Origin of the sequence: Cronobacter sp. EKM101R, assembly GCF_963888145.1 — a bacterium.
Classification (GTDB): domain Bacteria; phylum Pseudomonadota; class Gammaproteobacteria; order Enterobacterales; family Enterobacteriaceae; genus Cronobacter; species Cronobacter turicensis.
In genome coordinates, this window is record NZ_CAWPHW010000033.1 from 406271 (window position 1) to 426440 (window position 20170).

Genomic DNA, 20170 nt, shown 5'->3' on the forward strand with positions numbered 1-20170 from the left:
CATACTCGCAGCGGCCCGTCAGGGTGAGGCAAGCCGAATAATCCTTCCGAATGCCCCCAGCTTCTCTCCTGAATCTTCTTTTCCTCTGATTGAAACTATTTCGCAAAGCCACGCCTTTACACATCGCCCTAAATCCCTGTTATACGCCTCATTCATGACGCCATCTGCACCTCCCGTAAGCCTTAACAGCGACAAAATTAACGGTTTAAGCTAAAGTAACATTCCTGGCGGTCAGGTAATGAGGACATGATGTACGAGCGTTACGACGGGCTGATTTTTGACATGGATGGCACCATCCTCGATACCGAGCCGACGCACCGGAAAGCCTGGCGCGACGTGCTTGGCCGCTACGGCATGCAGTTTGACGAACAGGCGATGGTCGCGCTGAACGGTTCGCCTACCTGGCGCATCGCTCAGGCGGTCATTGAGCTGAATCAGGCCGATCTCTGTCCCCATGCGCTGGCGCGTGAAAAAACCGCAGCGGTGCAGGCGATGCTGCTGGATACGGTGCGTCCGTTGCCGCTCATTGACGTTGTCAAAGCGTGGCACGGCCGCCGTCCTATGGCCGTCGGCACCGGCAGCGAAAGCGCGATGGCGGAAGCGCTGCTGGCGCATCTTGGCCTGCGTCGCTACTTCACCGCGGTGGTTGCCGCCGATCATGTACAACATCATAAACCCGCTCCCGATACTTTTCTGCGCTGCGCAACGCTCATGGGCGTCGCGCCTGAAAAATGCGTCGTGTTTGAAGACGCGGATTTCGGTCTCGAAGCGGCGCGTCTGGCGGGAATGGACGCGGTGGACGTGCGTTTGCTGTGAGCGACGCGCTGTCGCTCCTCTCGCTCTTTACCAGCAGTTTTCTGAGCGCCACGCTGCTGCCGGGCAGTTCCGAAGCGGTGCTGGTGGCGCTGCTGGTAAGCGTGAAAACCGCCCCCTGGCTTTTGGTATTAACCGCAACAATAGGTAATAGCCTTGGGGGGTTAACTAACGTTATTCTTGGGCGGCTGTTTCCGCTGCGCGAGTCATCGCGCTGGCAGGAGCGCGCGCAGGGCTGGCTGCAACGATTTGGCGCGCCAGCGCTGCTGTTAAGCTGGCTGCCTCTGGTCGGTGATCTATTATGCCTGCTGGCAGGGTGGCTGCGCCTTCCCTGGGGGCCGGTGATTTTTTTTCTGTGCCTTGGCAAGGCGCTGCGCTACATCATTATCGCGGCAGCGACTTTACAGGGTATGACGTGGTGGCACTAATTGGATTGTTTGAGCGACCTTTCATCGTCAACCTTTACCATTACAATTATGCTTAATAAAAATATTTTCGACACGACAGGCGGGAGGTCAATTTGATCCCGGACGTATCACAGGCGCTGGCCTGGTTAACCGAGCATCCTGAGGCATTGAAAGGCATTCGCCGTGGGCTTGAGCGCGAAACGCTGCGCGTCACGCCTGACGGCGAGCTGGCGACCACGGGGCATCCGGAAAGCCTGGGCTCCGCGTTAACCCATAAGTGGATCACGACGGATTTTGCCGAAGCCCTTCTGGAATTTATCACGCCGGTAGATGGCGATATCGACCACATGCTGACAGTGATGCGCGATATTCATCGCCACACCGCCAGAGCGCTCGGCGACGAGCGCATGTGGCCGCTCAGCATGCCCTGCTATATCAAAGAGGGGCAGGATATCGAGCTTGCGCAATACGGCACCTCGAATATCGGCCGTTTTAAAACGCTCTATCGCTCGGGCCTGAAGAACCGCTACGGCGCGCTGATGCAGACCATCTCCGGCGTGCATTACAACTTCTCGCTGCCGCTGGCGTTCTGGCAGGCGAAGTGTCAGGTGGAAGATGCCGAGAGCGGCAAAGAGGCGATTTCAGCAGGCTATTTCCGCCTGATCCGCAACTACTACCGTTTTGGCTGGGTGATCCCGTATCTGTTTGGCGCCTCGCCAGCGATTTGTTCCTCTTTCCTGCAGGGCAAGCCGACCAAACTGCCGTTCGAGAAAACCGACTGCGGTATGTACTACCTGCCTTACGCGACCTCGCTGCGCTTAAGCGATCTGGGCTATACCAATAAATCGCAAAGCAATCTCGGGATTACGTTTAACGATCTGCACAGTTATGTGGCAGGATTGAAGCGCGCCATCAAAACCCCGTCGGAAGAGTACGCGAAGCTGGGGCTGAAGAAAGACGGCGAATATCTGCAAATCAACACCAACATTTTGCAGATTGAAAACGAGCTGTATGCGCCAATTCGTCCGAAGCGCGTCACGCGCGATGGCGAATCGCCGTCCGACGCGCTGCTGCGCGGTGGCATCGAATACATCGAAGTGCGCTCGCTCGATATCAACCCGTTCTCGCCGATTGGCGTCGATGAAAATCAGGTGCGTTTCCTCGATCTCTTTATGGTCTGGTGCGCGCTGGCAGATGCGCCGGAGATGAGCAGCGATGAGCTGCTGTGTACCCGCGCCAACTGGAACCGTGTGATTCTGGAAGGCCGCAAGCCTGGGCTGACGCTCGGCATCGGCTGCGAAACGGCGCAGTTCCCGCTGGAAAAAGTGGGCAAAGATCTGTTCCGCGATTTACGTCGCGTGGCGCAAACGCTCGACGGCATTCACGGCGGGCAAGAGTACCAGCAGGTCTGCGACCGACTGGTGGCGTGCTTTGACGATCCGGAGCTCACTTACTCGGCGCGTATTCTGCGCTCGATGATTGAAAACGGGATTGGCGGAACCGGACGGATGCTGGCGGATAACTATCGCACCATGCTGCGTGAAGAGCCGTTACAGACGCTGCATGAAGATGATTTCCGTCAGGAACAGGCGGCGTCGCTGGCGCGTCAGCGTGAGATTGAAGCTGCGGATACCGAGCCTTTTGATGAATGGCTGACGAAGCAGGCGTGAGACAAAAGAAAAAGGCCACATCGCTGTGGCCAAATTGTCATCTCTGAACTCAGTGATGATGATAACAAATGCGCGTCTTTCATAGATTCAGACCCGGCCCGTGAACATTAGTTCAGTTTAATTTTAAAAAATCACTCATCGGAGGTGATCAGATGCCATTGCTTGATAGCTTCACTGTCGACCATACCCGTATGGAAGCGCCTGCGGTACGTGTGGCGAAGACCATGAACACGCCGCACGGCGACACTATCACCGTGTTTGACCTGCGTTTTTGCGCGCCGAACAAAGAAGTGATGCCGGAAAAAGGCATCCACACGCTGGAGCACCTCTTTGCCGGTTTTATGCGCGATCATCTGAACGGCAACGGCGTGGAGATTATCGATATCTCCCCGATGGGCTGCCGCACCGGTTTTTACATGAGCCTCATCGGCCAGCCTGACGAGCAGCGCGTGGCTGACGCCTGGAAAGCGGCAATGCAGGACGTGCTGAAAGTGAAAGAACAGAATCAGATCCCGGAGCTGAACGTTTACCAGTGCGGCACGTACGAAATGCACTCGCTGGAAGAAGCGCAGGATATCGCGCGTCACATTATCGAGCGTGGCGTGGGCGTTAACAGCAACGATGCGCTGGCGCTGCCGAAAGAAAAATTACAGGAACTGCACCTGTAGGAATAAAAAATAAATATTAGAAAGGGAGCCTTAATGGCTCCTTTTTTATTATATGATTGCCGCTACGGTTATATTTACGCCTTCTCTGGCCTGCGCCGGGTGACTTAAAACAAATTTTTGTTGCCTGTGAAATATAGCCGCGAAATAAAATATTGGTTTTAAACTATTAACACCTGAAGCATACCCTGAATGAGTGTACCGATGCGTGGCGGGCCGCGTCCGATCTTTGCATATCGTCAGTGTACCGCGCCTGGTCGGCAATCCGCGTGAATACGCCACTGTGCCGCCGCAGCGCGCAGATCTTTTCACGGGCGTCATAATTATTATCAAGGCAATAGCAGATCGGGATCGAGGAATGACAGGTTTTTTCAGACGCGGCGTTTCTGACTTATCCGTTAACGAGACGGGAAATACTACGCGCTTTATCCGGCGCACATTACTTTTTATGGGTGCTTTGTTAGGGTTGTTTTTCCTGATAGCGATGCTTTCTATTCTTCACATCGCAAATGATATTAACGAACGCACCGATGCGCATAGCCGCCATCTGTTTTTAAAAGCCCTGCAAAATCGCCAGGATACGCTAAAAACCACGCTTAATGATTACTCTGACTGGGGCGAAGCCTGGGTGAATCTGCATCAGACGCTCGACGTTTCCTGGGCGTGGGATCGCGGAAATCTGGGTTCATCGCTCTATGACATGTTCGGCTATGACGGCATCTTTGTGACGGATGGTAACAACATCACCCGCTACAGCGTCGTCAACGGCAAATTCAGAAACCAGAAAGTAGAACACTGGATCGGCGCCCCCTTGATGAGCAGCCTGCGCACCGCGCTGGATGCCTCCGATGGCGCGTGCGTCGTCACGCCGATGGAATATCACGGCCAGCCCGCGCTGGTGGGGGCCGCCTGGATACGCAGCGGCGGCGACAAAAATGTCCAGGCCGAACCCGGCACGCCGTCGCTGCTGATATTTATCGATGTGCTCACCAGCGCGGAACTCGCGCAGATGGGGCATGAGTACGGTATTGAAGATCTGCACGTGCGTAAGCCTGGCGAGGCGTCGCCCGACTACCGTCAGGTCACAATGGGGCTGCCGCTTGGCAACGGCCAGGTGACGATGGTCTGGCGCAGCGACGATCCCGGTCACGATCTTATCGTCGTCATTCTGCCGCTGCTGATTTTCCTGATGTGTTTTACGGGGCTGGTCGCAGGCATCGCTATGCGCAACGCGCTGACGAAAGCGCGGCTCAATGATGAAAACGCCTTTTTGCTGGAGCAGAACCGGCTGGCGCTGGCGGCCAGCGAACGGCGTTTTCGCGATGTCGCAGAGGCCACCACCGACTGGATCTGGGAAACCGACGATGACCTGCGCTTCACCTGGCTTTCCGAGCGCTTCCCGGTCATCACCGGCTATCGTATCGCCGACTGGCTGGGACGGCGCGTAACGGAATTTATCCAGGAAGACAGCGCGACGCTGGAGGCGTGGTTCCACCAGCCAGGGCACGGCGGGCACCGCGCCATGACCCATTGCCGCTATCTGTCGGCGCAAGGGCACCAGCGCTACTGCAATCTGGTGGCGAAGCCCATAGCCACGACGGAAGGCGGGCTGAGCTTTCGCGGTACCGCGACTGACGTCACGCTTGAAGTCGAAGCCCAGGCGCGCGTGCAGTATCTCTCGCTGCATGACGAACTCACCGGCCTGCCCAACCGGGTACGTATGAAAGAGTTCCTGGAAGGCAAACTCCAGTCGCGCCCGACGCGCGAACATCCGCTGGCGATGATTAGCCTCGATCTCGATAAATTTAAACCGGTCAACGATCTCTTCGGCCACGGCGTCGGCGATGAACTGCTGCATCAGGTATCCGCGCGTCTGCGCGCCTGCCTGCGCGATTTCGATCTGGTGGCGCGCCAGGGCGGCGACGAATTTATCCTGATTATCCCGGACATCGAACGCAAAGAAGCGCTGGAGCAACTCTGCGAGCGTATTCTCGCCGAGATCAACCGTCCGTTCAGCGTGCAGGATCATGAGGTCTTAATCGGCGCCAGCATGGGGATTGCGCTCGCGCCACAGGACGCGGTGAACGCGACCGATCTGCTGCGTTTTTCCGACATCGCGCTCTATAAAGCGAAAAGCAGCGGGCGCAACGGCTGGGTGTTTTATGACGCCCATATGGCGGAACAGATTGTCCAGCGCCGTGAAATGGAAAACAGCCTGCGCGAGGCTATCCGCGATCGACAGTTCCAGCTGGTCTATCAGCCGCGCTACGACATGAACGCCGAAAAAATCGTGGCGGTTGAAGCGCTGCTGCGCTGGCATCATCCGACGCTTGGGTTACTGATGCCGGATCAGTTTATTCCGCTCGCGGAAGAGACCGGACTGATTATCGCCATCAGCGACTGGGTGCTGAACGCCGCCTGCGGCGATGCGCAGCGCGACATGCCGGGCCTTGCGATTTCCGTGAATATTTCGGCGATGGAGTTCCGCACGCCGGGGCTGGTGGAGCGGGTGCAGGAGGCGCTGAACGCGACCGGCCTTGCGCCGGAGCGTCTGGAGCTGGAAGTTACCGAAAACGCCACGCTCTCGAATCCTGAGCAGAGCCTGGAACTGATGAACGGCCTGAAGGCGCTTGGCGTGCGGCTGCTTATCGATGATTTCGGCACCGGCTATTCGTCGTTAAGTTATCTGCGCACGTTCCCGTTCGACGGCATTAAGCTTGATAAATCCTTTGTGGCGGGTATGCCGCATTCGGATAACGCCAACAGTATCGTGGAGAACATTATCGGGCTCGGCAAAGCGTTTTCCCTGAGCATTACCGCGGAAGGCGTGGAGACGCAGGAGCAGCTGGCGCAGCTTAAAATGTATCAGTGCGATGAAACCCAGGGCTACCTGATGTGTCGGCCGCTGCCGCTTGAGCGCCTGAAAGCGCAACTGCGCGGGCAGGGCGTTTCCCCGGTGAAGGAATAAATGCCGTGAATAAAAAAGGCCCGCCAGTGCGGGCCTTTTTGTGAGTAACGTCAGTGAGCGCCACCGCCACCACCACCCGCCCCGAAAGGCGGCCTGGCGAACCAGATAAGCCCTAACAGCACCAGGAACACGCCCGCGGAGGCCCAGAAAATCTCATTGGCGGAGATAATCAGCCCCTGATTGGTTATCTGCTGGGCGATATACCCGGACGCCTGCTGCTGCGTCATTCCCATGCCCTGAAGCTGGTTGTACATCTCCTGCGCGTTGGGGTTAAACGGCGTCACCGATTCGGTCAGCTGCGCGTGGTGCATCGATTCCCGGTTGGTCCACAGCGTCGTGGTTATCGAGGTGCCGATGGAGCCCGCGAGCGTCCTTAAGAAGTTCGACAGACTCGATGCCGCCGCCAGCCGCTCCGGCGGCAGGCCGGAGAGGGTAATGGTGGTGAGCGGCATAAAGAAGCACGCCACTGCGAAGCCCTGAATAAACTGCGGCCACGCCGACGCCCCGAAATCCATCCCCGGCTCGAACGTATACGCGCGCCAGTAGAAGCACACCGCGTACATAATAAAGCTGAACGTCACCAGGCGGCGCATATCCAGCCGGTGCGCGAAGCGCCCGATAATCGGCGAGAGGATGACCGGGATTATCCCGACCGGCGCCGAGGCAAGCCCCGCCCAGGTCGCGGTATAGCCGTAGACCTCCTGCAACAGCTGCGGCAGCAACACAATCGAGCCGAAGTAGAGCATATAGGCAAGGCTGATGCTCAGACAGCCGATGGTAAAGTTGCGCGACTTAAACAGCGCGAGATCGACAATCGGATGCTCGTCGGTCAGCTCCCAGACAATCAGGAAACTCAGCGCCACCACCGCCACGACCGTCAGCACGATGATTTCCGTCGAGTTAAACCAGTCCAGCTCTTTACCCTGATCGAGCATCACCTGCAGGCAACCGATGCCGATGACCAGCAGCCCGAGCCCCACGGCGTCAATGCGCCGCTGCTCGGTGCGGGTCTCTCGGCCGCGCAGCGATTGCAGCGTCATCAATACCACGACGATGCCGATAGGCACGTTGATAAAGAAGATCCAGCCCCAGTGATAGTTATCGCTGATCCAGCCGCCGAGGATCGGGCCGCAGATAGGGGCGACAATCACCGTCATCGACCACAACGCCAGCGCGACAGAGCGTTTGGCGGGCGGATAGTTGCTCAGCAGCAGGCTCTGGGAGAGCGGGATCAGCGGCCCGGCCACAATCCCCTGAATCACGCGGAAGAAAATCAGCATGTTCAGGCTATTGGAGACGCCGCATGCCCAGGAGGCGATCGCGAACGCAATCGTAGACCAGACGAACAGCTTCACCTCGCCGACGCGCTTCGCCAGCCAGCCGGTAAGGGGGATCGAGATGGCGTTCGCCACCCCGAATGAGGTAATCACCCAGGTGCCCTGACTTAGCGAGGCGCCCAGGTTACCGGCGATGGTCGGGATCGCCACGTTGGCGATGGTGGAGTCCAGCACCTGCATGAAGGTGGCAAGCGAAAGGGCGATGGTCATGATGACCAGCTGCGCCCCTTCAAGCGGTTTACGTTGCTGCATACAACCTCCGCCGGTTAACCCGCGTTCGCCTGCACGATATCGTTAATCAGCTTGTTCACCGGCTCCAGACCGATTTCGCGCGCGTTGCTTTGGTACGCAGGCTCAGAACGGGTCTGGGTTGCGAGGACGCCGCCGTCGCGATTAGTGGTGTCGACTTTCACCAGCGTGGAAAGGCCGATGCGCAGCGGATGCTGCTCCAGCTGTTTCGCGTCAAGTTCGATACGTACCGGCAGACGCTGGACCACTTTGATCCAGTTGCCCGTGGCGTTCTGCGCAGGCAGCAACGAGAAGGCGCTGCCGGTGCCCATATCGAGACCAACCACTTTACCGGTGTACTCGACATCATCGCCGTAGATATCGCTCACGACGGTGGCGGGCTGGCCGATGCGCATATGTGCGAGCTGAGTTTCTTTAAAGTTTGCGTCCACCCACAAGCCGCTCGACGGTACAATAGCCATCAGCGGGGTCGTCGGGCTAATCTGCGCGCCCACCTGAACGGAGCGGCGCGACACAAAGCCGGTCATCGGGCTTACGATTTTCGTACGCTGCAGCGCAAGCCAGGCGTTACGCACTTCCGTGGCGGCCTGTTGCACCGCAGGTTGGTCTTCAAGCTTCGTGCCGAGGATCATCGCCTGGTTGGCGTTGTATTGCTGAATGGCGACGTCAAGCTGCGCCTGAGCGCTCGCGACCGCATCGCGGGCGTGCTGGAGTTCTTCACGGCCAATCAAATTCGCGCTGCCGAGCGGTACGCGGCGGTTCAAATCACTCTGGGCCTGGGCCAGCGCCGTTTTCTGGACGTCGATATTCGCGGCGTACTGCTTGCTGTTAATCATCAGCTGGCGGGTCTGACGCACGCTTGAGGCCAGCTCCGTTTTCGCTTTCTCGAACGCCTGCTGGGCGTCGGTCGGATCGAGCGTCACCAGCACGTCGCCTTGTTTCACAAAGTCGGTATTCTCTACCCAGACTTTGGTCACGCTGCCGGAGACCTGCGCCATGATTTGTACCTGATTCCCCGCCACATAAGCGTCATCGGTCTCCTGAAAATGACGCGCCACTAAAAACCAGTAAACGCCATACGCCACGGCAATAACAACAAAGAGCAAGGTTAATAACAGCAGGGCGCCTTTGCGTTTGCCCTTCTTATTATTGACCGGTTGCTGCGGGGTGGTGTTCTCCGCATTTGCGCTCATGTTTATCTCCACGTTCTTATTGTTGTTGTCGGCGGTCGCCGACCTCTGTTGTCAAAAAGGCCAGCATTCAGATGCTGGCCTGTCAGTGTAGCGTTTTCCTTGCAACGGCACGTTTGCGAAACGAGCGCTTATCAGCGCCTTAGCGAACGGCCTCAAGCAGCGTATTGTCCTCTTCCATCTGGTCGAGGCGGTCGAGCAGTTTGCGGGTAATCTGCTCGAGCTGTTCTTTTTCCGGTCCGCTTAAAGAAGACCAGAGCAGGTGCAGGCAGTGATGCTGCGGCGGCAACACCTGACGTAAAAATTCCTGACCTTTTTCGGTCAACTGAAGATGCAGGCAGCGACGATCGTTATCGCTTTCGCGACGTTCGATCCAGCCGCGTTTTTCCAGCTCATCGGCAATGCGGGTGGCGTTCGTGCGCGACGATCCCAGCGCGCAGCTCAGCTCGCTCGGCTGAATGCTGTGATTCTCCTGAGATTCCAGGGTCAGCAACGCCATAAACAACGTCTCGTTAATCCCCTGAGCTTTCAGCATCTTATTGCGGTTTTCCAGCAGCTTGCCCTGCATATGCATGCACAGGCGAGTCAGGAGAATTTCCTGGTACGGAAAATCCTCGTAGCGACTGGCGCGAAATTTAAGCATCTGTTCAATGGGCGTAAACGAACTATCCATTTGGGTATAACCTCATTAATTGCAGCCGATATAATAACGACGGTAACAAATCATGTAAATCTATTATTTAGATGAATCATTAATGGCTACGTTACCGTCATGAGCTTCCGGACTATTCCATAGCCCGGAGCGCCCGCCGCCTTGCCAGACGGGCATCATATGAAAGCGACGACGCCTGCGCGGTATGCGTATCGGCGAAAAACGGTGCGTGCCGGCGGTCGTTCATATAAGTAACAGAAATGTAAGAAGTCGATTCGGATGATGTCAAACCAGGCGGTACAGTGCAGAAACGCGGGATAAGCGCCACGGACAAGCCGCTGATAAATGATGGCAAAATGTCGCTTATGCGCCCTGCCTGCAAGAACGCGCCAAAAGGCAGGGAGGGGCGTAAAGATGTGGGTATATCCATATACGTTTTTGATATATTACCGAAGTTAAAATCACTCGAATAAATAACTCCGCATAACCTTAACAGAGTGTTACCGCCCTTAACACCCTTCGCGGGCATTCAGGACGGCAAAGGTGCGACGCAGGCCTCACTCTGTCCCGCTGTGGCGGTGATAGCCGCGCCACCACACTACCAGATTTAGTAGGGCGATAATGGCCCCTGCCGCGCAGACGCCGTTCCAGCCTGCGTGTTGCCAGGCCGACGCGGAGATAAGCGACCCGGCCGCGCCGCCGATAAAGTAGCTGGTCATATAACCCGCCGTGAGACGGTTACGCGCGTCAGGGTAAATGCGGTAGATAACGCTCTGGTTGGTGATGTGCACGCCCTGTACCGTGAGATCGAGCACCAGAATGCCGATTATAAGCGCGATAACCGAGAACTGGCCGAGCGCCACGGCAATCCACGACAGCAGCAGCAGAACCAGCCCCCAGGTGGTGGTGAGGTGCGCTTTGCCTTTATCGACGAACCCGCCCGCCGGACGCGCGCCGAGCGCGCCTGCCGCACCCGCAAGGCCAAACAGTCCAATGACGCCGTCTGAAAAATGAAACGGCGCGCCCGCCAGTAAAAACGCCATCGATGTCCAGAGGATGCTGAAGTTGGCGAAGGTGAGGCAACCGAGCAGCGCGCGGGTACGCAGCAGTTTATCGCGAGTAAACAGGCTGAAGATGGAGCCGAGGAGTTGCGGGTAGTTGAGCGTGTTGGTCTGCTTCACGGTCGGCAGGCCGCGCCAGAGCGCCAGCGCCATAATGACCATCAGCACCGTCGCGACCCAGTAAACGGTGCGCCAGCCGCCAAGGCTCGCCAGCGCGCCGGAAACGGTCCGCGCCAGCAGAATGCCGAGCAGCAGCCCGCTCATAATGGTGCCCACGACCTTACCGCGTTTTTCCGGCGCGGCGAGGGTGGCGGCGAGCGGCACCAGGATTTGCGCCACCACGGAGAAGAGACCAGTCAGCGCGGTGCCCAGAATCATCATCGCCAGCGTATGGCTGCTTGCGGTGAGAAGCATCCCGGCGGCGGCCAGCAGCGTCATCACCACAATCATGCTGCGGCGTTCAAACATATCGCCAAGCGGCACCAGGAACAGCAGCCCGAAGGCGTAGCCGAGCTGGGCGGCGGTCACGATAAAGCCCGCCTGGTTGGCGGTAATGGCGAAGGCGTGGGCGATGGTGTCGAGCAGCGGCTGGGCATAGTAGTTGCTGGCTACCACAAGGCCCGTGGCGACGGACATCAGTACCGTCAGCGAGGCGCTAAGTCCTTGAGTCTGTTTGGTCATATTTGTTCTGTTATGTCATTAAGAGGGGCGGGAAAACGCTTGCCGAAAGCCATTATGATAACGGAACCGCACCGTAGCGCCAGAATGTAGAGGAATTGTTACGTGTCGGATTGTGCGTTTTAGCGGCGGTGGGTGCGCTGCGCTTACCCACCCTACGAACCAATAACATTCACAATCCAGAGCGGGTAAGCGCAGCGCACCCGCTTTACAAATGGAATCTCCTCTTTCATGTAGGGCGGGTAAGCGAAGCGCACCCGCCGTGACAACAAAAACCGCCTCAAAACAAAAAACGCCTTAAAACAAAAACACCCGCCGGGCGGCGGGTATTGGTCTCGTCTCGTTAACGCGCTTATTTCTGCGCGGCCAACGCTTCTTTTATCCAACCGTCAAACTGCGGCTGGTGGGCTTTGATCCAACCATCCACATGGCCCTGGATATCCGCTTCGCTCGCTCTGCCGCTGTGCATCATCGCGTTCTGGGCGTTGATATCGGTGATCGGCAATTTCATCACCGAGAACAGCTTCGCCGCCGCCGGGTTCTTCTCCGCCCAGGCTTTGTTCGCCACAACGTGCATCGTATTCACCGGGAAGCCAAAGTTATTGCCGTTCGCCAGTTTGGTATCGATATCCTTCTGCTCGCCCGGCAGGGACGAGAACGGCACCTGCAGCCACACCACATCTTTACCCGGCTTCAGCACGTCGCTCACCCAGTACGGCGTCCAGGTGTAATAGAGCACCGGTTTGCCTTCTTTAAAGCGCGCAATGGTATCCGCCATCATCGCCGCGTAGTTACCGTGATTCACCGTCACGGTGTCCTGCAGGTGGTATGCCGTGTTCTGGTGGTTAATCACCGCCTCGCATCCCCAGCCAGGCGTACAGCCCATCATGTCCGCTTTGCCGTCGCCGTTGCTGTCGAACAGCTTCGCGAGTTTCGGATCTTTCAGTTGGGCGATATTGGTAATGTGATATTTCTCGGCGGTTTTACGGTCAATCAGATACCCCTGCGCCGCGCCGGTCACATAGGTGCCTTCGCGGTAAAACTTCTTGTCGCCGCCCGCGGCCGCATACATATCATCATGCAGCGGCTGCCAGTTCACGGCGGTAAAGGTGGCGTCGCCGGAGGCAATCGAGGTGTAGCCAACGTTGTAATCCACTTCGCTGGTTTTATTCACGGTATAGCCGAGCTTTTCCAGCGCGCGGCTTACTAACAACGTCTGAAAACTCTCTTCGGAGATCGTGCTCTGCACCGGCTGGACGGTAATGCCTTTGCCTGGCAGGTCGGCGGCAAAGGTGCTGGTGGTAACGAGTGTGGCGAAAGCTGTGGCGAAAAGAACAGAATGTCGCATCGTTATTCCTTTTATTCAGATGAGGGAAAGCGGGCGGCCTGCGCCGCCAGCGCTTTATTTAATGAATGGGCGGGTGATAAGACCAAGCGGCCCGCTGGCGTACCAGCGACGGTTGCCGCGGCTGCGGGCGTCGCGCCCCACGGCTTGGGTCAGGCGGTCGAGAATAATGGCGAGGATAACAATCCCCACGCCGCCGACCGTGGCAAGCCCCATGTCGAGGCGGCCAATACCGCGCAATACCATCTGACCCAGCCCGCCGACGGCGATCATCGAGGCGATCACGACCATGGAGAGGGCCAGCATCAGCGTCTGGTTAATCCCCGCCATAATGGTGGGCATGGCCAGCGGTAACTGTACTTTGAACAACATCTGGCGCGGGCTGGAGCCGAACGAGCGCGCCGCTTCGATGAGATCTTCCGGCACCTGGTTGATCCCGAGGATCGTCAGGCGCACTACCGGCGGCAGGGCGAAGATAATCGTCACCACCACGCCCGGCACGTTGCCGATGCCAAACAGCATCACGATCGGCACCAGATAAACAAACGCGGGCGTCGTCTGCATCGCATCCAGTAACGGGCGAATAATTTTCGCCGCGCGCGGGCTTCTCGCAAGCCAGATGCCAAGCGGCAGGCCTATCAGCACGCAGAACAGCAGGGCGGTCAGCACCAGCGCCAGCGTCACCATCGCCTGCGACCAGGCGCCGATAGCGCCGATGAGGATCAGCGACACCAGCGTCGCAACGCCCATCCCCGCGCCGGAAATCTGCCAGGCGATCAGCGCGAAAAGCAGAATCGCCACCGGCGCAGGCATCCCCAGCAACAGCTGCTGGAAGGCATTGAGAATGTAATCCACCGGCACGCGAATGCCCTGGAACAGCGGGCGGAAGTGCGTCACCACCCAGTCGATGCCTTCCGTCACCCAGCGGTCGAGCGGGATCAGCGTGTTATGGAACGGATCCAGAATGTTGAAATGTTCGGGCGCGGGCGCAGGCGCGCTGTTCAGCCAGTCGGTTGAACCGCTCTCTGGCGCAGGCGTCGGGCTGCCCCAGGCGTCTGCGCTGCTGGCGCTGTTCGCGGCGGCGTCAGCGGCGCCGGTATCCCACGGATTTTGCGTCTGATCAGTCATGGGTGGCCCCCTCGCGATCTAAGGCTTTCAGCAGTACCCCTTTCGAGATAACGCCCACATACTGCTGCTCGTCGCCGACGACCGGGACGGCGCACGGCGCGACCCCAACCGGCGAGAGCAGTTCGCTTAACGACGTGTCGGCGCTGACCGCCGCAGGCGTGTCCAGCAACGCGCTGTCCAGTCCCTGGCCTGCCGCCAGCGCCGCTTTCAGGGAGTCCACCGAGACGGTGCCGACAAAGCGGTTGCCGCGCTCGACGACATAACCAAATTCGCGATCTTCATCCTGCAACAGTTTGATGGCTGAACGCGGCCCGAAGCCTGGCGTTTTACGCAACAGGCCAGCGGGGCTGCGGCGCGCGATATCTTTCGCGCTGAAGACCTGGCTGATATCGACGCCGCGGAAAAAGGTGCGCACGTAATCGTTCGCCGGATTATTGAGAATTTCATCCGGCGTGCCGACCTGCACCACTTCACCGTTTTGCATAATCGCAATGCGATCGCCAATTCGCATGGCTTCATCCAGATCGTGCGAAATAAACACGATGGTGCGCTGGTGGCGCGCCTGAAGCTTAATTAATTCATCCTGCATTTCGCTGCGAATTAACGGATCGAGCGCCGAGAAGGCTTCATCCATTAACAGAATATCGGGATTAATCGCCAGGGCGCGCGCAAGCCCGACGCGCTGACGCATACCGCCGGAAAGTTCATCGGGATACGCATGGGCGTAATTCTCAAGCCCGACCTGACGCAGGGCGTCGAGCGCTTTTTCCTGACGAATTTTTAGCGGCACGCCAGCTAATTCCATGCCGAAGGCGGTATTATTTAATACTGTCATATGCGGCATCAGCGCAAATGACTGGAATACCATCGCTATCTTTTTCTTGCGCACCTCGCGCAGCGCGGCGTCAGATATTCTGGCGATATCCTCGCCGTCAATCAGCACCTGGCCGCGGGTGGGTTCAATCAGGCGATTGAGAAGGCGAACCATAGTGGATTTACCCGAGCCGGATAATCCCATGATCACAAATATCTCGCCTTCTTCAATGGCCAGAGTGGCGTCTTTTACGCCGACAGACAGCCCGGTCTTTTCCAGTATTTCGGCTTTAGAAAGCCCCTGTTCAATATATTTAAAGGCCCGCTGCGGGTGTTCTCCAAATATTTTGTATAGATTTTTAATCTCTAATTTAATTGCCATGCAATAGAGTAAGTCCTGTTATATTTTGCCGTTAAGATCATTCCTGCAGGAAATAGTTACCGGGGCATACCCTAGCATACTCAGATTCTGAGACAACCCTCAATTTCCACGCTGTGGGGCGAAATGCACCGCCAGATGGCGATTATTTCCCGCTATTACTGGGCTGAGCGGCAATGAATAGCGGGTAATATTTTTACTTTTGCATGGCGATATGACGGGGGAATCGGCGTGATTCACCCGTAAGAGAATAGAAATAGCAGTCGGTAAGACCGCAGAGATATTTAGGCTGATTTTACAATTTTGCAGCAAATAATTCTGCGGCATTATTTGTGATTATTTACGCCTGCAAGCGCATTAAAAATCCCAGTCGGCGTCTTCGGTTTCCACCGCTTTGCCCATGACATATGACGAACCGGAGCCGGAGAAAAAGTCGTGATTTTCATCGGCGCCGGGGGAGAGGGCGGCCAGAATCGACGGGTTCACCTGCGCCATTTCCGGCGGGAACAATGCCTCGTAACCGAGATTCATCAGCGCCTTGTTGGCGTTGTAGCACAGGAACGCGCTGACATCGTCCACCCAGCCGACGTCGCGGTACAGCGCCTCGGTGTAGGCAAGTTCGTTATCATAGAGTTCCATCATGAGATCCAGCGCGAAGGATTTGAGCGATTCGCGCCGCGCGTCGTCTACCTGCGCCAGGCCCTGCTGATATTTGTAGCCGATGTAATAGCCATGCACCGCCTCGTCGCGAATGATGAGACGAATCAGATCCGCGGTATTGGTGAGCTTGCCGCGGCTCGACCAGTACATCGGCAAATAAAAGCCGGAGTAGAACAGGAAGGATTCCAGAAACACGCTCGCGATTTTCTTCTTCAGCGGATCGCCATCGCGATAGTGCGCAACAATAATCTGCGCTTTGCGTTGTAGCGGCGCGTTCTCTTCACTCCAGGCGTAAGCGGCGTCCACGTCCGGCGTCTGGCAGAGCGTGGAGAAAATCGAACTGTACGAGCGCGCATGCACCGCCTCCATGAAGCTTATGTTCGAAAGCACCGCTTCTTCATGCGGCGTCAGCGCGTCGGCCATCAGCGCGGGCGCGCCGACCGCGTTCTGAATGGTGTCGAGCAGCGTCAGCCCGGTAAAGACCCGGATAGTCAGCTGCTGCTCGCCGGGCGTTAAGGTCTGCCAGGCCGGAATGTCGTTCGAGAGTGGCACTTTTTCCGGCAACCAGAAGTTGCTGGTGAGCCGGTTCCACACCTCCAGATCTTTCTCGTCCTGAAGCTTATTCCAGTTAATGGCGCTAATACGGCTTAAACGGATCATGGTGTTTCCTCACAGGGCGCAGGAGACGCAGCCCTCAATTTCGGTGCCTTCCAGCGCCAGCTGGCGCAGTCGAATGTAATAAAGCGTCTTGATGCCTTTCTTCCAGGCGTAAATCTGCGCTTTGTTGATATCGCGCGTGGTGGCGGTATCCGGGAAAAAGAGCGTCAGCGACAGCCCCTGATCCACATGGCGCGTCGCCTCGGCGTAGGTGTCGATGATCTTCTCCGGGCCGATTTCATAGGCATCCTGATAGAGTGTGAGATTCTCGTTGGTCATAAACGGCGCCGGGTAATAAACGCGGCCGATTTTGCCTTCCTTGCGGATTTCGATTTTCGAGACGATCGGATGAATGCTCGACGTCGCATGGTTGATGTACGAGATAGAGCCGGTCGGCGGCACCGCCTGGAGATTGCGGTTATAGAGCCCGTGGCGCATCACGTCGTCGCGAAGCTGACGCCACATTTCAGGCGTCGGCAGCGTAATGCCCGCGCGCGCAAACAGTTCAGCAACCCGCGCGGTGCGGGGCGTCCATGTCTGCGTGAGGTATTTGTCAAAATACTCGCCGCTCGCGTAGCGGGAGGCCTCAAAGCCTTCGAAACGTTCGCCGCGCTCTCGCGCCAGCATCATGGAGGTGTTCAGCGCATGCCAGGTGACGGTATAAAAATAGAGATTGGTGAAATCGAGCCCTTCCGGCGAGCCATAGGCGATGCCTTCGCGGGCCAGATAGCCATGCAGATTCATCTGCCCAAGCCCGATGGCGTGCGAGGCGGCGTTGCCCGCTTCGATGGACGGCACGCTGCGGATATGGCTCATGTCGGAGACCGCCGTCAGCGCGCGCACGGCGGTTTCCACCGTCCGGCCAAAATCGGGCGAATCCATGGTATGCGCGATATTCAGCGAGCCGAGATTGCAGGAGATATCGTGCCCTGTGGTCGCGTAATTGAGGTTTTCATCAAACGTGGAAGCGCTGTTAACCTGCAAAATCTCCGAGCACAGATTGCTCATGTTGATGCGCCCGGCAATCGGGTTGGCGCGGTTCACCGTGTCTTCAAACATGATGTACGGATAGCCGGATTCGAACTGAATCTCCGCCAGGCGCTGGAACAGCTCGCGCGCGCTGATGTAGCGCTTGCGGATACGCTCATCTTCCTCCAGCTGTGTGTACATCTCGCTGACGCTGATATCGCCGAACGGCTTGCCGTAAATACGCTCCACGTCGTAGGGCGAAAAGAGCGCCATCTGCGCGTTGGCTTTCGCCAGTTCAAAGGTGATATCGGGGATCACGACGCCAAGCGAGAGCGTTTTGATACGGATTTTCTCATCGGCGTTTTCGCGTTTGGTATCCAGAAAACGCAGGATATCGGGGTGGTGCGCGTTCAGATAGACCGCGCCTGCGCCCTGGCGCGCGCCGAGCTGGTTGGCGTAAGAAAAAGCGTCTTCCAGCATTTTCATTACCGGGATCACGCCGGAGGACTGATTTTCGATGCGCTTAATCGGCGCGCCCGCTTCCCGGAGATTTGAGAGCGAAAACGCCACGCCGCCGCCGCGTTTGGAGAGCTGGAGCGCGGCGTTAACCGCGCGCCCGATGGACTCCATATTATCTTCAATGCGCAGCAGGAAGCAGGAGACCAGCTCGCCGCGCTGCTGTTTCCCGCAGTTCAGGAAGGTAGGCGTGGCAGGCTGAAAGCGGCCGCTCAAGATCTCCTTGAGGATCTGGCGCGCCAGCGTTTCATCGCCGCAGGCGAGCGTCAGCGCCACCATGCAGGCGCGATCCGGGAAGTGCTCCAGATAGCGCTTGCCGTCGAAGGTTTTCAGCGTGTAGCTGGTGTAAAACTTCCACGCGCCGAGGAACGTTTTAAACGTAAAGCCGTCGCGGTGCGCCTCGTCAAACAACCCGGCGGCAAAGTCAGCGTCATAGCGTTTGAGCACATTCCCATCGTAATAGCCTTCGCTCACGAGATACGCGAGACGCGCGTGGGTATCGGGGAAGGTCACCGAATGCGGCTGCACGTGGGCGGCCATAAACGCTTCCACCGCCTCGCGGTCTTTCTCAAACTGGATGCGTCCGTCGGCGTCGTAGAGGTTGAGCATCGCGTTTAGCGCATGATAGTCCGGCGGCGTTTGCCGCACGGCATCGCCGGTTAATGTTGTCGTTGCCAAAATTCGCTCACTCCCTTACGTACGTTTTCGATGTCTTGCCCGGTGCCCATCAGCTCGAAGCGATAGAGAAACGGCACCTGGCATTTGCGGGCGATGACGTCGCCCGCGCGGCAAAACCCTTCGCCGAAATTGCGGTTGCCCGCGGCGATCACCCCGCGCAGCAGCGCGCGATTATGTTCATCGTTGAGGAAACGGATAACCTGGCGCGGCACGGCGCCAGCGGTTCCGCCGCCGCCGTAGGACGGCACCACCAGGATATAAGGCTCGTCCGCCCGCAGCCGCTCGCGGTCTTCCAGGGGAATACGCGCCGCCGGAAGCCCCAGCCGCGCGATAAACCGGTGGGTATTTTCCGAGCGGCTGGAGAAGTAAATCAGGGCGCTCATGCGTTCGCCGCAAGCGAGTCCGCGCGCAGGCGGTTAATCATGTCCGGGCGAAAACCGCTCCAGCTCAGGGCATCGGTCATCACCACCGGCAACTGGCGAAAACCCTGGGCGCGCAGCGAATCGACGGCTTCCGGCTGTTCGTCGAGATTGATGGTGTCAAACGCGATCCCACGGCTTTCCAGCGCGCGTTTGGTGGCGTGACACTGGACGCAATCATTTCTTGTGTAAATGGTTATGCGCATGATTCGTATTCTCATAAATAAGTTAAAAACACCACCGCGAGGCAGTGTTGATTGGGGTGGTCTGATAAGAAAGATACTAGATGTAGTTATGATAACTTTCAACTACGCAATATATAGGGTTTATGGCATGCGGAGCCACAACGCCATGCAGACGCACGCAGGCCGCGCAGCAGCGTTAAAAAAGATTTTTGTAAGCAGAAAGGGTAAGGAAGGAGACTGACAGAGAAGCCGTTCCCCGGCCACGCCGGGGAAAGGGCATTGAACCGTGCTTCAGATTAGCGACGGGTGATGAGCAGCGCGCCGAGGAAGATACCGACGGCCGCGCCAATGCCAAGGCTACTTAGCGGGCGTTCACGCACGAATGTGCTGGCGCAGCTTACCGCGTCGCGGGCCGCCTGCGAGACCTGGCTTCTGCCGTGCATACGCGCACGAGTTTCACGCAGCAGGGATTCCGCTTTACGGCGCGCCACGTCAGCTTCACCTTTGGCGTCGCTGCCCCAGGATTTCAATACGCCTTCCAGCGTATCGGCAAGGCGGTTAATGTCCTGGTTGATGTCATCCACGCCATCGTTCACGTCACTACGGGTCATTCGGTTAAACATAACGCTCTCCCTTTTTTGTGTTTACTTGATCACAGTATAGAACAAAATGTGAGCCGCTTCGGCGCGTGGGGCCGTTGGACGCCCTTTCTGGACTTTTCCGAAAGCCCT

Annotated in this window: 18 protein-coding genes; 6 read left to right on the forward strand and 12 right to left on the reverse strand. The window is 57.5% G+C overall.

All coding sequences use genetic code 11. From position 1 onward, the window contains the following. From AACV31_RS17140 to AACV31_RS17165, 6 genes are all read left to right on the forward strand, one after another. Window positions 1-214 (forward strand): hypothetical protein (locus tag AACV31_RS17140; RefSeq protein WP_221413627.1); only part of this gene is annotated, 214 nt, incomplete at its 5' end. A 35-nt stretch (window positions 215-249) separates the two neighbouring features. Further along, a complete protein-coding gene (gene yqaB, locus AACV31_RS17145) occupies window positions 250-816 on the forward strand; it encodes a fructose-1-phosphate/6-phosphogluconate phosphatase (protein ID WP_041923861.1) in 567 nt (188 codons plus the stop codon). Next, window positions 813-1241: a YqaA family protein gene (locus AACV31_RS17150; RefSeq protein ID WP_007777638.1), complete on the forward strand. Its 429-nt coding sequence runs from the start codon at window positions 813-815 to the stop codon at window positions 1239-1241. Before yqaB ends, AACV31_RS17150 begins: the two co-directional genes overlap by 4 nt. 92 nt (window positions 1242-1333) lie before the next feature. Further along, window positions 1334-2890, forward strand: a complete 1557-nt coding sequence (gshA, locus tag AACV31_RS17155; protein ID WP_165156712.1) for a glutamate--cysteine ligase — start codon at window positions 1334-1336, stop codon at window positions 2888-2890. A 152-nt stretch (window positions 2891-3042) separates the two neighbouring features. Then, entirely contained in the window at window positions 3043-3558 is a 516-nt protein-coding gene (gene luxS / locus AACV31_RS17160) for an S-ribosylhomocysteine lyase (protein WP_007763569.1), read from the forward strand. 445 nt (window positions 3559-4003) lie between these two features. After that, window positions 4004-6523, forward strand: coding sequence for a bifunctional diguanylate cyclase/phosphodiesterase (locus AACV31_RS17165; protein ID WP_165156710.1), 2520 nt, complete (start codon window positions 4004-4006; stop codon window positions 6521-6523). Window positions 6524-6573: 50 nt separating this feature from the next. Here AACV31_RS17165 and emrB read toward each other — a convergent pair whose 3' ends face one another. From emrB to AACV31_RS17225, 12 genes are all read right to left on the reverse strand, one after another. After that, on the reverse strand, window positions 6574-8112 hold the full coding sequence (gene emrB, locus AACV31_RS17170; RefSeq protein WP_105537531.1) for a multidrug efflux MFS transporter permease subunit EmrB: 1539 nt from the start codon (window positions 8110-8112) through the stop codon (window positions 6574-6576). 14 nt (window positions 8113-8126) lie between these two features. Next, window positions 8127-9302: a multidrug efflux MFS transporter periplasmic adaptor subunit EmrA gene (gene emrA / locus AACV31_RS17175; protein WP_007763564.1), complete on the reverse strand. Its 1176-nt coding sequence runs from the start codon at window positions 9300-9302 to the stop codon at window positions 8127-8129. Between the two features lie 139 nt (window positions 9303-9441). After that, entirely contained in the window at window positions 9442-9972 is a 531-nt protein-coding gene (gene mprA / locus AACV31_RS17180) for a transcriptional repressor MprA (protein ID WP_007763563.1), read from the reverse strand. Between the two features lie 536 nt (window positions 9973-10508). After that, a complete protein-coding gene (locus tag AACV31_RS17185) occupies window positions 10509-11693 on the reverse strand; it encodes an MFS transporter (RefSeq protein ID WP_075199473.1) in 1185 nt (394 codons plus the stop codon). A gap of 349 nt (window positions 11694-12042) precedes the next feature. Then, window positions 12043-13038 (reverse strand): glycine betaine/L-proline ABC transporter substrate-binding protein ProX, encoded by a 996-nt coding sequence (proX, locus tag AACV31_RS17190; RefSeq protein WP_165156708.1) that lies wholly within the window; start codon window positions 13036-13038, stop codon window positions 12043-12045. Between the two features lie 54 nt (window positions 13039-13092). Further along, window positions 13093-14163, reverse strand: coding sequence for a glycine betaine/L-proline ABC transporter permease ProW (gene proW / locus AACV31_RS17195; RefSeq protein WP_165156706.1), 1071 nt, complete (start codon window positions 14161-14163; stop codon window positions 13093-13095). Further along, window positions 14156-15358 (reverse strand): glycine betaine/L-proline ABC transporter ATP-binding protein ProV, encoded by a 1203-nt coding sequence (gene proV / locus AACV31_RS17200; protein WP_165156704.1) that lies wholly within the window; start codon window positions 15356-15358, stop codon window positions 14156-14158. The genes proW and proV overlap by 8 nt, the downstream gene beginning before the upstream one ends. A gap of 354 nt (window positions 15359-15712) precedes the next feature. Then, window positions 15713-16672 carry a class 1b ribonucleoside-diphosphate reductase subunit beta gene (gene nrdF, locus AACV31_RS17205; RefSeq protein WP_165156769.1) on the reverse strand — a complete coding sequence of 320 codons (960 nt, stop codon included), beginning with the start codon at window positions 16670-16672 and terminating at the stop codon, window positions 15713-15715. 12 nt (window positions 16673-16684) lie between these two features. Further along, window positions 16685-18805 carry a class 1b ribonucleoside-diphosphate reductase subunit alpha gene (gene nrdE / locus AACV31_RS17210; RefSeq protein WP_370458116.1) on the reverse strand — a complete coding sequence of 707 codons (2121 nt, stop codon included), beginning with the start codon at window positions 18803-18805 and terminating at the stop codon, window positions 16685-16687. An 11-nt stretch (window positions 18806-18816) separates the two neighbouring features. Then, on the reverse strand, window positions 18817-19218 hold the full coding sequence (nrdI, locus tag AACV31_RS17215) for a class Ib ribonucleoside-diphosphate reductase assembly flavoprotein NrdI (protein ID WP_105537536.1): 402 nt from the start codon (window positions 19216-19218) through the stop codon (window positions 18817-18819). After that, the gene (gene nrdH / locus AACV31_RS17220; protein ID WP_007763545.1) at window positions 19215-19460 is read right to left on the reverse strand and encodes a glutaredoxin-like protein NrdH; all 246 of its coding nucleotides are present in this window, start codon (window positions 19458-19460) and stop codon (window positions 19215-19217) included. Before nrdH ends, nrdI begins: the two co-directional genes overlap by 4 nt. Before the next feature lie 275 nt (window positions 19461-19735). Continuing rightward, the gene (locus AACV31_RS17225; protein ID WP_007763543.1) at window positions 19736-20062 is read right to left on the reverse strand and encodes a DUF883 domain-containing protein; all 327 of its coding nucleotides are present in this window, start codon (window positions 20060-20062) and stop codon (window positions 19736-19738) included. Between the last annotated feature and the right edge of the window lie 108 nt (window positions 20063-20170).

Coding starts and splice junctions, on each gene's coding strand:
- luxS (WP_007763569.1), top strand. CDS start 3,043: ATGCCATTGCTTGATAGCTTCACTGTCGACCATACCCGTATGGAAGCG.
- proW (WP_165156706.1), bottom strand. CDS start 14,163: ATGACTGATCAGACGCAAAATCCGTGGGATACCGGCGCCGCTGACGCC.
- nrdI (WP_105537536.1), bottom strand. CDS start 19,218: ATGAGCGCCCTGATTTACTTCTCCAGCCGCTCGGAAAATACCCACCGG.
- yqaB (WP_041923861.1), top strand. CDS start 250: ATGTACGAGCGTTACGACGGGCTGATTTTTGACATGGATGGCACCATC.
- emrB (WP_105537531.1), bottom strand. CDS start 8,112: ATGCAGCAACGTAAACCGCTTGAAGGGGCGCAGCTGGTCATCATGACC.
- emrA (WP_007763564.1), bottom strand. CDS start 9,302: ATGAGCGCAAATGCGGAGAACACCACCCCGCAGCAACCGGTCAATAAT.
- nrdH (WP_007763545.1), bottom strand. CDS start 19,460: ATGCGCATAACCATTTACACAAGAAATGATTGCGTCCAGTGTCACGCC.
- AACV31_RS17185 (WP_075199473.1), bottom strand. CDS start 11,693: ATGACCAAACAGACTCAAGGACTTAGCGCCTCGCTGACGGTACTGATG.
- AACV31_RS17225 (WP_007763543.1), bottom strand. CDS start 20,062: ATGTTTAACCGAATGACCCGTAGTGACGTGAACGATGGCGTGGATGAC.
- AACV31_RS17165 (WP_165156710.1), top strand. CDS start 4,004: ATGGGTGCTTTGTTAGGGTTGTTTTTCCTGATAGCGATGCTTTCTATT.
- proV (WP_165156704.1), bottom strand. CDS start 15,358: ATGGCAATTAAATTAGAGATTAAAAATCTATACAAAATATTTGGAGAA.
- mprA (WP_007763563.1), bottom strand. CDS start 9,972: ATGGATAGTTCGTTTACGCCCATTGAACAGATGCTTAAATTTCGCGCC.
- proX (WP_165156708.1), bottom strand. CDS start 13,038: ATGCGACATTCTGTTCTTTTCGCCACAGCTTTCGCCACACTCGTTACC.